This is a genomic window from Thermosynechococcus sp. B1, from assembly GCF_030322985.1.
GTDB lineage: Bacteria > Cyanobacteriota > Cyanobacteriia > Thermosynechococcales > Thermosynechococcaceae > Thermosynechococcus.
In genome coordinates this window covers 548,831-561,043 of the sequence record NZ_CP096573.1, presented here as the reverse complement: position 1 = coordinate 561,043, position 12,213 = coordinate 548,831, and the positions used below count along the sequence as shown (strand labels likewise).

Annotated in this window: 13 protein-coding genes, 1 pseudogene and 1 CRISPR repeat array; of the genes and pseudogenes, 8 read left to right on the top strand and 6 right to left on the bottom strand. The window is 52.1% G+C overall.

Annotated features, from left to right (window positions below):
- The first annotated feature begins 71 nt into the window (after window positions 1–71).
- Complete coding sequence (locus tag M0644_RS02865; RefSeq protein WP_286626505.1) at window positions 72–1,223, top strand: trypsin-like peptidase domain-containing protein; 1,152 nt, start codon at window positions 72–74, stop codon at window positions 1,221–1,223.
- A gap of 1 nt (window position 1,224) precedes the next feature.
- Here M0644_RS02865 and M0644_RS02860 read toward each other — a convergent pair whose 3' ends face one another.
- The 3 genes from M0644_RS02860 to M0644_RS02850 all read right to left on the bottom strand — a co-directional run bounded on the left by M0644_RS02860 (window position 1,225) and on the right by M0644_RS02850 (window position 3,661).
- Window positions 1,225–1,581, bottom strand: a complete 357-nt coding sequence (locus tag M0644_RS02860; protein ID WP_286626503.1) for a hypothetical protein — start codon at window positions 1,579–1,581, stop codon at window positions 1,225–1,227.
- Between the two features lie 14 nt (window positions 1,582–1,595).
- Complete coding sequence (locus M0644_RS02855; RefSeq protein WP_286626502.1) at window positions 1,596–2,609, bottom strand: zinc-dependent alcohol dehydrogenase family protein; 1,014 nt, start codon at window positions 2,607–2,609, stop codon at window positions 1,596–1,598.
- A gap of 155 nt (window positions 2,610–2,764) precedes the next feature.
- Complete coding sequence (locus M0644_RS02850; RefSeq protein ID WP_286626501.1) at window positions 2,765–3,661, bottom strand: hypothetical protein; 897 nt, start codon at window positions 3,659–3,661, stop codon at window positions 2,765–2,767.
- Between M0644_RS02850 and M0644_RS02845 the strand changes: the two genes are divergently transcribed.
- Window positions 3,655–4,662 carry a transposase gene (locus M0644_RS02845; protein ID WP_399373867.1) on the top strand — a complete coding sequence of 336 codons (1,008 nt, stop codon included), beginning with the start codon at window positions 3,655–3,657 and terminating at the stop codon, window positions 4,660–4,662. The two genes, M0644_RS02850 and M0644_RS02845, sit on opposite strands and share 7 nt — an antisense overlap.
- 23 nt (window positions 4,663–4,685) lie before the next feature.
- On the opposite strand, the gene M0644_RS02840 is transcribed toward M0644_RS02845, so the two are convergent.
- Window positions 4,686–4,925: a hypothetical protein gene (locus M0644_RS02840; RefSeq protein ID WP_286626499.1), complete on the bottom strand. Its 240-nt coding sequence runs from the start codon at window positions 4,923–4,925 to the stop codon at window positions 4,686–4,688.
- A 51-nt stretch (window positions 4,926–4,976) separates the two neighbouring features.
- A CRISPR array of direct repeats spans window positions 4,977–5,440; the repeat unit is 36 nt; unit sequence GTTTCCATTAGTTCGGCTGGGAAAGAATCCCAGCAC.
- Window positions 5,441–5,812: 372 nt separating this feature from the next.
- Here M0644_RS02840 and M0644_RS02835 point away from each other — a divergent pair.
- A complete protein-coding gene (locus M0644_RS02835) occupies window positions 5,813–6,535 on the top strand; it encodes an ABC transporter ATP-binding protein (RefSeq protein WP_286626497.1) in 723 nt (240 codons plus the stop codon).
- Here M0644_RS02835 and gmk read toward each other — a convergent pair.
- Window positions 6,532–7,107 carry a guanylate kinase gene (gene gmk / locus M0644_RS02830; protein WP_149817966.1) on the bottom strand — a complete coding sequence of 192 codons (576 nt, stop codon included), beginning with the start codon at window positions 7,105–7,107 and terminating at the stop codon, window positions 6,532–6,534. The two genes, M0644_RS02835 and gmk, sit on opposite strands and share 4 nt — an antisense overlap.
- A gap of 76 nt (window positions 7,108–7,183) precedes the next feature.
- Between gmk and M0644_RS02825 the strand changes: the two genes are divergently transcribed.
- The 5 genes and pseudogenes from M0644_RS02825 to M0644_RS02805 all read left to right on the top strand — a co-directional run bounded on the left by M0644_RS02825 (window position 7,184) and on the right by M0644_RS02805 (window position 10,952).
- Complete coding sequence (locus M0644_RS02825) at window positions 7,184–7,678, top strand: biopolymer transporter ExbD (protein ID WP_286626496.1); 495 nt, start codon at window positions 7,184–7,186, stop codon at window positions 7,676–7,678.
- Between the two features lie 9 nt (window positions 7,679–7,687).
- The gene (gene era, locus M0644_RS02820; RefSeq protein WP_286626495.1) at window positions 7,688–8,611 is read left to right on the top strand and encodes a GTPase Era; all 924 of its coding nucleotides are present in this window, start codon (window positions 7,688–7,690) and stop codon (window positions 8,609–8,611) included.
- Between the two features lie 4 nt (window positions 8,612–8,615).
- Window positions 8,616–9,118, top strand: a pseudogene (locus tag M0644_RS02815) (GTP-binding protein).
- A gap of 112 nt (window positions 9,119–9,230) precedes the next feature.
- A complete protein-coding gene (locus tag M0644_RS02810) occupies window positions 9,231–10,139 on the top strand; it encodes a serine protease (RefSeq protein ID WP_190278180.1) in 909 nt (302 codons plus the stop codon).
- Between the two features lie 69 nt (window positions 10,140–10,208).
- Window positions 10,209–10,952, top strand: coding sequence for a DUF928 domain-containing protein (locus M0644_RS02805; protein ID WP_286626494.1), 744 nt, complete (start codon window positions 10,209–10,211; stop codon window positions 10,950–10,952).
- On the opposite strand, the gene M0644_RS02800 is transcribed toward M0644_RS02805, so the two are convergent.
- Complete coding sequence (locus M0644_RS02800; RefSeq protein ID WP_149821610.1) at window positions 10,949–12,205, bottom strand: DNA repair exonuclease; 1,257 nt, start codon at window positions 12,203–12,205, stop codon at window positions 10,949–10,951. The genes M0644_RS02805 and M0644_RS02800 overlap by 4 nt on opposite strands.
- Window positions 12,206–12,213 lie beyond the last annotated feature (8 nt).

The following is a 12,213-nucleotide window of genomic DNA, read 5'->3' as shown; positions in this document are numbered from 1 at the left end:
AGCAGAGGTTCGACAAACTCACTATTTTCAGGATAAGGCTAGAGTGGATCTGCTGCCGAGTTGAGTTGAGTATGGTTCGCACACGGTTGAGTTGCGTTGGGATGGCGATCGCCCTTGTGGCACTGACGGGCTGTCCATTGCGTTTGCCCGATCGCAACTCCCCCACCCCTAATACGGGGGCATCTTTGCCTCCCCTTGCCCCCACGGAGCGACCCAATGCGGGGGAGAATTTCATTGCCAAGGTGGTTGCTGAGGCAGGGCCAGCAGTGGTGAGCATTGATACCCTACGACTGCGCCGCAGTCAAGAGGATAGTTTTCTCAATCCTTTTCCAATACCAGAGGTGCCGCTGCGCCAAGGTCAAGGCTCTGGGTTTATATTTACCCCCGATGGCAAGATTATGACCAATGCCCATGTGGTGGAGGGGGCTACTGCCGTGCGAGTCACGCTCCCCGATGGTCGCCAGTATGATGGCAAGGTGGTGGGTGCAGATTCCCTGACGGATGTGGCGGTGGTGCAGATTGAGGCTGAGAATTTACCGACGGTACAACTGGGCAATTCCGATAGCCTTGTCCCCGGTGAGTGGGCGATCGCCATCGGTAACCCCTTGGGGCTAAGTAACACCGTAACCGCCGGCATTATTAGTGCAACAGGGCGTGCCAGTAATGAAATTGGCGCTGCCGATAAGCGGGTGAGCTTCATTCAAACGGATGCGGCGATTAATCCGGGCAATTCCGGGGGCCCCCTTCTGAATGCTGCTGGTCAAGTGGTGGGCGTCAATACCGCCGTGATTTCCCAAGCGCAGGGTCTTGGTTTTGCCATTCCCATCAATACGGCCTATCGCATTGCTGAACAGATTATTACTACGGGGCGCGCCCAGCACCTCTATCTGGGGATTCGCATGGTGCAATTGACGCCAGAAGTGGCTGCCCAAATCCGTCAAGATCAGCCCAACTGGACACTGAATCAAACCCAAGGGACGCTAATCGTTGGTGTTGCCCCCAATTCGCCGGCGGCTAAAGCGGGGCTGCAAGTGGGAGATTGGATTGCCAAAATTAACGATCTCAATCAACCCAGCCCCCAACAGGTACAAAGCGTGGTTGAGCAAACAAAGTTGGGGGAGAAAGTGACTTTGGAGATTCAACGGGGCGATCGCCGGCAAACCGTGAGCCTGCAACCGGAGCCAATGCCACCAGAATTGTATCCCTCTTCGCAGCCAGAATAGGTTAGCGTCGAGGCTCCGACAGTACTGCTTCCCCCGTGAACCAACGGCCACAGTAACTGAGGCGCCCATTAAAAATGCGGCAGGTGCGATAGAGGTTGTTCTGCAACAGCACCGTTTCCCCCGTGAACCACCGACCACAGTAACTGAGGCGCCCATTAAAAATGCGGCAGGTGCGATAGAAGTTGTTCTGCAACAGCACCGTTTCCCCTGTGAACCAACGGCCACAATAGCTAAGGCGTCCGTTAAAAATGCGGCAAACCCGATAAACATCACTGCGGGGCGTTTGACTGAGCCATGTCGGCACCCCTTGAGCCTGTTCTAGCCCGATGAGAAGGGCGGCAAGAATCTGAGCAACCATCAGAAAATCCCCAATTATGGGACGAGTACCACCTTACCCTGCACCAAGCGTTGGCTGAGATAGCGATGGGCATCCGCCGCCGCCCCTAGGGGAAAGGTTTTATCCACAACCACTTTTAGCTCGCCGCGATCCACAAGGGTGGCCACCTGTTCAAGGATTTTTCCCTGATGGGCAAGGGCATCACTCAACCCCATGAGTTGCGGCGTCAGCATCAGTGTGAGTTGGATCAAGAGGTTGCGTTGGCGGGCAATTTTCCACGGCGTATCGGCGGCGGGTTCCAAGAGGGTGGCGAGGGTGCCATAGGGACGCACCGCTTTGAAGGTGTCGCTAAAGGTTGTGCTGCCGACGGTGTCAAGAGCAAAATCAACTCCTTTGCCCCCTGTCCAGTCCAAGACTGCTTGTACCCAATCACTGGTGGTGTAGTTAATGGCAAGGGTGGCACCCAGATCTTGGGTAAATCGTGCTTTTGCTGCGGAACTAATTGTCGTGGCCACTTGGGCTCCGAAACGCCGCGCCAGTTGAATGGCGAGATGCCCCACCCCGCCTGCCCCGGCATGGATGAGAACGGTTTTTGCGGTGGAGAGGACATTCAAAGGTGGCACTGCCCCGCGATCGCCCAAGGCTTCCCAGGCCGTAATCACTGCTAGGGGCAAGGCAGCGGCCTGAATAAAGGAAAGGGTTTTGGGCTTGTGGGCAACGGCAACTTCAGGAACAACGGTGTATTCGGCATAGCAGCCGCCGCGATCGCCCAAGCCCCCATAGCAAAAATAAACTTCATCCCCTACGCGAAACCGCTGCACCGCTGCACCCACAGCCACGACCACCCCTGCGCCATCACAGCCGAGAATGGCGGGCCGGCGATCGGGAAAAAATGTTCCCCGCTGTCGCAGCTTCGTATCAATGGGGTTCACACTGGCCGCCCGCAGTTGAATTTTCACCTCATTGGCAGCTTGAATCTGCGGCTCAGGCATCTCCCGCAGCGCTAAAACATCGGGGTCACCAAATTCTGTGATGGCAACGGCTTTCATTGTTGCTGCGTTTCCGTTGACTCCGCTGGGTGCACGACTTAACACCAATTTTGACACACTGCCCGCCCTAAAGGTCAGGGATGCTTGTTACTGGTTCCGCGACCTTGCTTGCCACCTCAGGTTCAGGCACTGATCTCCCCCCCTGAAGCCCCCTTTTAGGAGGAAGTGTTTCCATTAATTCGGCTGGGAAAGAATCCCAGCACTTGAGGGGCAGGTGCAGGTTGAGGGGCAGGCGCTAGGTCAACACCGTGAAAGACTAACGGCAAGTAAAACAGGCCTTTCCAGTTGTCGGAAAACTCTACCAAGAGATTGGGATTAGTTAGGATGCTAAAAATACCATCCTGTAAAGAACGTGGCGTTCGGGTATAAAATTTGTGCAGTATTTCGGCAAGCGTGGAAAGGTCTAAGTCATCCATTGGATCGCCTTTGTATAAAATAGTCCGTTCAAGCGAAAAGTTCTCAGGAATTTTCCCGTGCTCCAAGATGCTAAACACCACTTCCACTTGTGTCGAAAGCCATCCAAGTGGAATAAAAATCCGCTTGGCAATTAAGCGCTCACGCAGCTTAGAAACTTTGGAGTGAGCAGTCTTAGATTGCGTAAATACGCACAACGCCAAGGGTTCTAAGTCGACGTGGTAAACGGCACGAGAGCCGCTGCTAGTAGTAGCAGCTTGAATTGATGCGGTTTTGACCCGGTCATAATGCACTTGAGGGGCAGGTGCAGGTTGAGAGGCAGGCGCTAGGTCAAAACCGTGAAAGGCTAACGGCAAGTAAAACAGGCCTTTCCAGTTGTCGGAAAACTCTACCAAGAGATTGGGATTAGTTAGGATGCTAAAAATACCATCCTGTAAAGAACGTGGCGTTCGGGTATAAAATTTGTGCAGTGTTTCGGCAAGCGCGGAAAGGTCTGAGTCATCCATTGGATCGCCTTCGTATAAAATAGTCCGTTCAAGCGAAAAGTTCTCAGGAATTTTCCCGTGCTCCAAGATGCTAAACACCCAGAAGTGTTGAAAGATAGTTTGAGAGGCTAGAAAAAAGGGAAGAAATGTCATATTCTTCCCTTAAAAGAAGAAGAAAAAATCAATTTACTATGGCATCTTTTGCAACTCTTGTCAAGTCCATTCTCAATCGGCTCAGCCCCTGTGACTACCCCGTGCTGAACTCTCAATTGTTCTTCAAAATCTGGTTGACCTACGTTCTCGACCAAGGGTTAACCAGTATGAGAGCCTTATTTTATCGCTTGAATCATGCAGGGATTACAGTGGATATGTCCACGTTTTCCAAAGCCAACAAAACTCGGACAACCAGCTTATTTGAGGGGATTTACACTCAACTGATGTCTCAAGCTCAAAAGAGACATCGTACTTCAAGCATGACGCTGTTTCCTATCGATTCAACCATCATTACCCTGACGAGTAAACTCTTTTGGTTCTATAAATATCATCAAGTGAAGTTACTTACGGGATTTGATTTAACAGAGAACATCATGGGTAAAGCGGTGATTTCTTTTGGGGAGAGACATGACCTGAGCTTTCAAGAGGAGATTCTAGAAATGATCCCTGAGAATGCTGTTGTAATCATGGATAGAGGGTTTGCGAGCTGGCAATTTTTAGAGCGACTAAGTGAGAGGAAGTGCCCATTTGTTGTACGTATCAAGAATAACATGAGAATGAAGCTCAATCATGAGAGATATCGCGTGGTTCAATTTTTTGACGAGAATCAAACGGAGTTTCGTATAGCGACAAATCTAAAGGAGCTGAGTGATGAGGAAGTGAGTGAGTTATATCGGCATCGGTGGGCGATTGAGAACCTATGGAAATTTCTGAAGATGCATTTATCATTAGACAAGTTGATTACGAAGAGTTTGAACGGGGTGATAAATCAGATTTATATGGTTTTAATTGCCTATTTAATTTTAGAGCTGGTGGAGATACCTGAATACTTTGGGAAGAAGCTATTAGACAAATTGCGATATTTGCAACTGGAACTCAGTCGTCGCTGCTCAATAGTGCATTGGAGCTTTGATTGGCAGCCAGAGCTACTGGTCACTTAAAATGTTAAGTTTTGTTGCAGGATTCAACACTTCTGGCTAAACACCACTTCCACTTGTGTCGAAAGCCATCCAAGTGGAATAAAAATCCGCTTGGCAATTAAGCGCTCACGCAGCTTAGAAACTTTGGAGTGAGCAGTCTTAGATTGCGTAAATACGCACAACGCCAAGGGTTCTAAATCGACGTGGTAAACGGTACGAGAGCGGCTGCTAGTAGTAGCAGCTTGAATTGATGCGGTTTTGACCCGGTCATAATAAACGCCCATAACAAACTCCAAACTCCAAATAACAGATAGCTAGGCTTTTCTCCTAGCCAAGTTTCCATTAGTTCGGCTGGGAAAGAATCCCAGCACACCTACATCAACGACAACTTTCGGGCCATCGAAGTGTTTCCATTAGTTCGGCTGGGAAAGAATCCCAGCACTTGGGTCTCTTGCAAAAACTGATTGCTCAACAGGTTTCCATTAGTTCGGCTGGGAAAGAATCCCAGCACCAGTTACTGGTTTTTAACGAACTGCGGGGTTCTGTCGTTTCCATTAGTTCGGCTGGGAAAGAATCCCAGCACAAGAAGATATCGATATCATGTTTGACTACCCAGGGTAGTTTCCATTAGTTCGGCTGGGAAAGAATCCCAGCACGCTTTGCGGGTAGTGATTAATGACAGGCAACGTCTGTTTCCATTAGTTCGGCTGGGAAAGAATCCCAGCACCTAAAAGCCCAGGCGAAACTTCCAATTGCGGAAAACGTTTCCATTAGTTCGGCTGGGAAAGAATCCCAGCACGGCACCTTCCTAGAAGGCGCTCTACGACTACTATAGCACAGGTCATTTTCAAGCACCTAGACGGGATCATTTTTTTGTTTTTGTAAAATTTTTAGATCCGCAGGGTCACAGGGCGTGAAAGTCACTCTGGAACTGAATTTCGGGAAAATTCAAGCACCTCTAAATCTGTTAGAAATTGCTCAAAGCGTTGTGGAGACTGGGTTTGAGAAAATTGCCGAGCTGAGAGGATATTTTTGTCCAGAGGTGCTTGATCAACCCCTCAAGGCTCTCAATTCACCACAGCAATCCCTTGCCTTCAGGAGCAAAATTAGGGACACAGGGCGAAACCTCTATACTGAGGATGTTGAACCTCTGGCGATGTGTTTTTGAACCATGAGCTTGCTCCAAGTGTCTGATGTCTATGCCGGCTATATTCCCGATGTGGATATTTTGCGGGGGGTAAACTTTCGCCTCGAAGCGGGAGAACTGGTAGCGGTGATTGGCCCTAATGGGGCTGGAAAATCAACCTTGGCAAAAACCATCGCTGGGTTGCTGACGCCCCGCCTCGGCACAATTACCCTCGCCGGCGAAGATATTACCTACTTACGTCCCAACCAAATCGTCAAAAAGGGAATTGGCTACGTGCCGCAAATTGCCAATGTCTTTCGTACCCTGACGGTTGAAGAAAATCTGGAGATGGGTGCCTTTACGAAAAGCGGCAACCTCAAAGCCCTCAAAGAGCGGGTCTATGACACCTTTCCCCGCTTGGCTGAGCGCCGACAGCAACGAGCGGGTACCCTTTCGGGGGGAGAACGGCAAATGCTGGCCATGGGACGCGCCATGATGTTGGATCCCCAAATTATGGTCTTGGATGAACCCTCCGCTGCTCTCTCCCCAGCTCTTGTCAATGATGTCTTTGCCAAAATCAAGGAGATTAATGCCCAAGGGACGGCCATTATTTTGGTGGAGCAAAATGCACGGAAAGCCCTTGCCATGAGCGATCGCGGGTATGTCTTGGAAATGGGCAAAGATCGCTATGAGGGATTGGGCAGCGAATTACTCAATGACCCTAAAGTGGGGGAACTCTACCTCGGAATTGTGCGGGCAGAGCCTTAGGGCACAGGGCTAAAAATTGCTGTTTCAAGAGCAATCAGGCTTTTTTCCAAATCATCATTGACAATTTGAACATCAAATTCTGGGGCCGCAGCAATTTCGGTTTCCGCTTGAGCTAAACGGCGGGCGATCGCCTCCTCACTATCTTGGCCACGGCTACGCAGACGGTGTTCAAGTTCCGCTAAAGATGGCGGCAGAATAAAAATGTGACGCGCTTGAGGATAGGACTGGCGAACTTGGCGTGCCCCTTGCAGTTCAATTTCAAGGATGACGGTTTTTCCTTGGGCAATGAGTTGCAGCAACGGATCGCGTGGGGTACCGTAGTAGTGGCCGGCAAACTCTGCCCATTCCAAGAGTTGCCCAGCAGCAATCATTCCCTTGAATTCTTCTACAGAGACAAAATAGTAATCCACCCCTTCAACCTCCGTGGGGCGTGGCGGACGGGTCGTTGCTGAAACCGAAAGTGCCAGTTCGGGATGTCGCTGTCGCAGTTGCCGTAGGAGCGTCCCTTTGCCGACCCCACTAGGGCCAGTAATCACAATGAGTTGTCCGGGCTGGGGCGTTGCACTGGTCATAACTGCACGGGTGGGAAACTTTTTGATCCTACTGTGTTTGCTCAGAGTTTTATCATTGAGGCAGCGTGGTTGAGGAATGGCCGTGAAGATTCATTTGCCCAGTGAAAGTGAAAATGCTCGCATTGAAATGCTGCCGCTGATTGATGTGGTCTTTTGTATCCTCACGTTCTTTATTTTGGCGGCGGTGAGTCTGACGCGGCAGCAGGCGATTACCTTGAATCTGCCCCAAGCCAGCACCAGTCAAGCGCAGTCGCAAAAGATGCTGGTGGTGAGCATTGACCCTGCCGGGCAACTCTTTGTGGATAAAGACCCCGTCAACCGCAGTGAGCTATATGAACGCTTGGCCACCTATTTGAAAACGAATCCCCAAGGAATGGTGATTTTGCGGGCATCACAGGTGGTGAGCTACAACGAAGTCATTCAAGTTTTGGATCTGCTGCGATCGCTCGGGGGCAATCGTGTGGCCTTGGCAACTCAACCGGTAGAACAACCGGTACTGAGGACGGAGACCCGTCCTAACCCTCTCCCCTCGCCACCAGCCAACGATCAACCCACGCCCTCCAATCCATAGGGACTCACGGTGGAACCCATTTCCAGTATTCCTGTTGCCCCAGAGGGCTTTCGCTCTGGCTTTGTCGCCTTAGTGGGTCGTCCCAATGTAGGCAAGTCTACCCTCTTTAACCATCTCTTGGGGCAGAAGGTGGCCATTACCTCACCGGTGGCGCAAACCACCCGCAATCGCTTGCGGGGCATCCTGACCACGGCAACGGCGCAATTGATCTTTGTGGATACACCGGGTATCCATAAGCCCCACCATCGGCTCGGAGAAGTGCTGGTGCATAATGCCAAGGGCGTTCTCAATCGGGTAGATGCGATTGTCTTTGTGGTGGATGCTGCTAGTCCTCCCGGTGGAGGCGATCGCTATGTGGCGGATCTCCTGACCACAACCCAATCTCCTGTGCTGGTGGCCATCAATAAAATTGACCTGCTGCCAGAAGGGGAGCGTCCACAGCGGCAACAGGATTATCAAACCCTTGGCCCTTGGCCAGCCTATCCCTGCTCGGCGCTCACGGGAGAGGGAGTGGGTTTGCTGCAATCGGCGATCGCAGCGCAGTTGCCCCTTGGCCCCTATTACTATCCGCCAGAGATGGTCACCGATCAGCCAGAGCGCTTCATCATGGCGGAATTGATCCGTGAGCAAATTTTGCACCACACCCGCGAGGAAGTCCCCCACTCGGTGGCCGTGACGATTGAACAGGTGCAGCAGGATCGCAAGCTCACCCGTGTCCACGCCGTGATTTATGTGGAGCGTCCAACGCAAAAGGCGATTATTATCGGCCAAGGAGGTCAGTTGCTCAAACAAATGGGCACCGCTGCCCGCCAAGAAATTGAAACCCTCATTGGGGGCAAGATTTACTTAGAACTGTTTGTCAAGGTACGCCCCCGCTGGCGACAGGATCGGTTGCGCTTGGCGGAGTTGGGCTATCGCATTGAGAAGGATTAAGCCGATGGAGACAGCATTGCGAGTGGGTGTGGCAGGGCCTGTGGGGTCAGGTAAAACCGCCCTTGGGGATGCCCTTTGTAAAGCTTTGCGCGATCGCTATCGCCTAGCGGTTGTGACTAATGATATTTACACCCAAGAGGATGCCCAGTTTTTGGTGCGCTCCCAAGCCCTTCCCTCCGAGCGAATTCTCAGTGTTGAAACGGGGGGATGTCCCCACACCGCTTGGCTGCGACCTTTAGCCCAGAGCTGGTGGATTTAACAATTTACGCGATTGATGTGGCTGCTGGCGATAAAATTCCCCGTAAAGGCGGGCCGGGGATTACCAAGTCGGATTTATTGGTGATTAATAAAATTGATCGTGCCCCCTATGGGGGTGCTGATTTAGAGGTAATGAAACGGGACACCCCGAAAATGCGGGGCGATCGCCCCTATGTGATGACGAACTTGAAAACTGGCCTTGGGCTAGATCAGGTGATTGCCTTTCTCGCATCCCATTTAGCAGCCTAAACAGAATGGCACGGAAGTTGACCCAACGCACAAAAAATCACTGATCACCATCACTGGCACGGCAACAATTTGCCCCTTAGAATCGTCCTATCGGTGTCGTCAGGTAGGAAGTATGATGAACTACGCAGGGGTGAGGGGTGCGATGCTCGGAGCAACGGGGTTAGTGGCAATGGCTTTACCCGCAGTGGGTCAAGTCCAACCCCTGAGTGGTGAGCAAATTAACGAGATTGCCCGCAACATCACAGTCTTGATTGTGGGGAAAGATTCCCACGGTTCTGGTGCCATTATTTCCCGCTCCGGTTCGACCTACTATGTGCTTACGGCAAAGCACGTTGTCAATCGTAAGGATAATTACCGCGTGATTCCCATTGATCAGCAGGCCTACGCCGTTGATTTCAGTAAGATTAAATTTTTGCCGAATACAGATTTAGCTATTGTGGAATTCACAAGCGAGAAAAAAGACTATCAGGTGGCTACGCTGACAAACTCTGACTTTGCCAAGGAAGGGTCGCAGGTCTTTATCTCGGGGTGGCCGCAGCCGGGGGGCAGTGGTCAGTTAGTGCGGCAGTTTACCGATGGCCGTATCTCCGGCTTTTTGATTGAACCCATTGATGGCTATAAAATGATCTACACCAATGTTACCCGTCGCGGTATGAGTGGTGGCCCTGTTTTGGATAGTGCAGGGCGTGTGGTCGGGGTTCATGGTCTCGGTGATACAGAAGACCCCCGCTCCCTTGAGCGCCAAGGCTTGAGTCCAGAGGCGGCAGCGAGCATTGCCAGCTTGATTAAGCCGGGGTTTAATTACGCGATTCCGATTAACACCTTTCTGACGGGTGCGCCAGCGGCGGGTGTATTTCTCTCTCTGCAAGTAGATAATCAGGCGATCGCCAGTGGCACTGCGCCTGTGGTTGTGACCGCACCGAGTCAACCCGATAGTCGCGATCGCATTGAGAACATCAATTCAATTTTGAATACCGTCAATACGGGTGTCAGCGTCATTCGCAACATCTTTAGTTTTTAGAAAGAATTCCAATGACCTGTTGAACTGAGTCCCGGTTCATTGCCTGTTCAATTGCGAGGATTGAGTGATATGGCTATTCAATTTGGGATCCGCCCCATTGCCATTCCCCTAAGTTTGGCAGTGGTCATGATTGGGGCGATCGCCCATGCCTCTTGGGCAAGTTATCGTCCACCCGCTAATATTGGCCGCCCCGGTAACCGTGAGGGAGCTGCAACGCGGATTGCCCGTCCCATGCTACTGCGGGAAAGTACCGGTGGCATCGAAAGCTGTCTGACTGAGCCAAAACAAACTGTGGTTGCCCTTGTGCCCAAGGATAACAATGGCCTTAGCAGCACCCCCACCCCTACCCTCTATAGCTTCATTCCCGCCAACAAGGGCGCAACCCTAACCCTGACGCTGCGGGATCCCCAAGGCACAGAAGTCTATCGCCAAGAGCGTCCTGCCCCCACGGAAGCGGGTATTATTGGCTGGCCTGTGGAGAATGTTGCCCTCAAAAATGGGGTGGATTACCAGTGGCAACTCACCCTCACCTGTACCAATGGCACCACAGCCGTCAAAACCGTCAGTTGGTTTCGACCGATGCCCTTATCGCCAAGCCAACAGCAGCGAATCGTGCAAGCTAAGGATGTGGCGGATGCCTTTGCCATGGCGGGCTACTGGTACGACACCCTCAATCAACTGGCCAAACAACGCCTAGCGCAGCCGCGGAATGCCCAGCTCCAGCAAAAATGGCAAGCCCTGTTGCAGTCTCCCGCTGTCCAGTTGGCCAATGTGGCGAATCAACCCCTCATCCCATTACCACCCCAGCCCTAACTCTCTAGGGAGAGGTCTGCCAGCCACTGGTAGAGGTCAGGAATATTGGCATTGGGTTGTAGCAGATCTTCTTTGATGTGCATCAGCACCTTGGCCAAGGGTTCGGCGCGATCGCGGTACTCAGCAACACTGGCCAGCAGATCCGTAAACACCTGTTCTTCGATCTGGGCGCGGGGGGGTGGTTCAGCCGTCGCATCACGGTAGGTTTGATAGGCCACAGGGGTTGCGGCAAACCCCAATCGAAAGATAAAAGCATTGGCTGCCTCTTGCAGTTGCTCTTGGAGCGATCGCACAGATAAATCGCCGCGCTCAAACCCCACTTCGCCTTTTAGGGTGACTTCGACAATCGCCTCTGCCATGTCTGAGCGATGCCGCTGCACCAGTTGCTGGAGTTGGCTCTCCACATGGCTCACGGTGTTACTGGGGGTGAGGGTAAGGGTGTAGCGATGGATGGGACGCTGCCAATAGTCGCGCTTGAGTTCCGCTTGGGGTGACCCCTTCTCAAGGGTGACCAACAGCACCCCCCGCGGATTTTGCTGCTGATTTTCCTGAATCGAATTGGCCTCAACGGAGCCAGGATTAAAAATCCAATCCTCAACGGCGTAATGGCGATGGATATGCCCTAGGGCAAGGTAATCTACACCCGCTTGGCGCAGGGGTAGGAGTTCGTTGTAGCGCAATGCCCCTTGGTAACGGGAGACTTGCCCCTCAAGGCCGTGGTGAAAGAGCAAAATCGTCGCACCAGCAGCGGGCGGTAGTGCCTGAATTTGACTGGCAAGCTGTTGAATGGCACGGGGGGCACTGGCACCATACCACTGGGAACCAATGACGCGCACGCCACAGGGGAGATCCATATAGCCACCCCGCGCTGCCTCGGCGTCCCACGGCTGTAATTGGCCACTTTCGTCAGGTTCCAGTAGATAGAGATAGTCTTTTTCACAGAGGTAGCGGAGCCAATTGGACTTGACACCGTAGGGGCAGTTATCGTGGTTGCCCTCGATCGCCAGCACGGGAATCCCCGCCGATCGCACCTTGTCGAGGACGTATTCCGCTTGATTGAGAATGCCGGGGGTAATCAGCCGCTCCTCAAAGAGATCGCCGGCAATCAGGACAAAATCCACCTGTGCCTCGATGGCGTAGGTTTGCAGGGCACTGTCAAAGGCGGTGAAAAAATCAAACGTGCGATTGGGATTCTCTTGACGGTACTTATTAAAGCCAAGGTGGACATCGGCAACATGGAGGAAACGCACCATTTCCCACT

Coding starts and splice junctions, on each gene's coding strand:
- M0644_RS02860 (WP_286626503.1), bottom strand. CDS start 1,581: ATGGTTGCTCAGATTCTTGCCGCCCTTCTCATCGGGCTAGAACAGGCT.
- M0644_RS02825 (WP_286626496.1), top strand. CDS start 7,184: ATGGCCGTGAAGATTCATTTGCCCAGTGAAAGTGAAAATGCTCGCATT.
- M0644_RS02845 (WP_399373867.1), top strand. CDS start 3,655: ATGTCATATTCTTCCCTTAAAAGAAGAAGAAAAAATCAATTTACTATG.
- M0644_RS02835 (WP_286626497.1), top strand. CDS start 5,813: ATGAGCTTGCTCCAAGTGTCTGATGTCTATGCCGGCTATATTCCCGAT.
- M0644_RS02850 (WP_286626501.1), bottom strand. CDS start 3,661: ATGACATTTCTTCCCTTTTTTCTAGCCTCTCAAACTATCTTTCAACAC.
- M0644_RS02865 (WP_286626505.1), top strand. CDS start 72: ATGGTTCGCACACGGTTGAGTTGCGTTGGGATGGCGATCGCCCTTGTG.
- M0644_RS02805 (WP_286626494.1), top strand. CDS start 10,209: ATGGCTATTCAATTTGGGATCCGCCCCATTGCCATTCCCCTAAGTTTG.
- M0644_RS02800 (WP_149821610.1), bottom strand. CDS start 12,205: ATGGTGCGTTTCCTCCATGTTGCCGATGTCCACCTTGGCTTTAATAAG.
- gmk (WP_149817966.1), bottom strand. CDS start 7,107: ATGACCAGTGCAACGCCCCAGCCCGGACAACTCATTGTGATTACTGGC.
- M0644_RS02810 (WP_190278180.1), top strand. CDS start 9,231: ATGATGAACTACGCAGGGGTGAGGGGTGCGATGCTCGGAGCAACGGGG.
- M0644_RS02855 (WP_286626502.1), bottom strand. CDS start 2,609: ATGAAAGCCGTTGCCATCACAGAATTTGGTGACCCCGATGTTTTAGCG.
- M0644_RS02840 (WP_286626499.1), bottom strand. CDS start 4,925: ATGGGCGTTTATTATGACCGGGTCAAAACCGCATCAATTCAAGCTGCT.